The organism is Pseudoalteromonas rubra (assembly GCF_005887115.1).
GTDB lineage: Bacteria > Pseudomonadota > Gammaproteobacteria > Enterobacterales > Alteromonadaceae > Pseudoalteromonas > Pseudoalteromonas rubra_F.
The window spans coordinates 1-226 of the sequence record NZ_PNCJ01000191.1 but is presented as its reverse complement, the minus strand read 5'-3'; the positions used below and the strand labels follow the sequence as shown (position 1 = coordinate 226).

Genomic DNA, 226 nt, shown 5'->3' with positions numbered 1-226 from the left:
CAGCAGTCTACCACAGCTTTGTACTAATTTCTTGGCGGCGTCCGGTACGGTAATGGATAAAAACGGGTTGCCTCCTTTTTGCTCTACAAACTCTGCTTGCGCTTCTTCAATCGGTGAGGTGGGCACCGCAAACGGGATTTTTGTGATCACTAGATTAGTCAGGTAATCGCCTGGCAAATCGAGGCCTTCAGACAAACTTTGGGTGCCAAAAAGCACACTGCCTTGG

At 49.1% G+C, this 226-nt stretch carries 1 protein-coding gene; it reads right to left on the bottom strand.

Annotated features, from left to right (window positions below; translation table 11 throughout):
* Positions 1-226: helicase C-terminal domain-containing protein (locus CWB98_RS23715; protein ID WP_283241230.1), on the bottom strand; the 226-nt coding region annotated here is incomplete at both ends.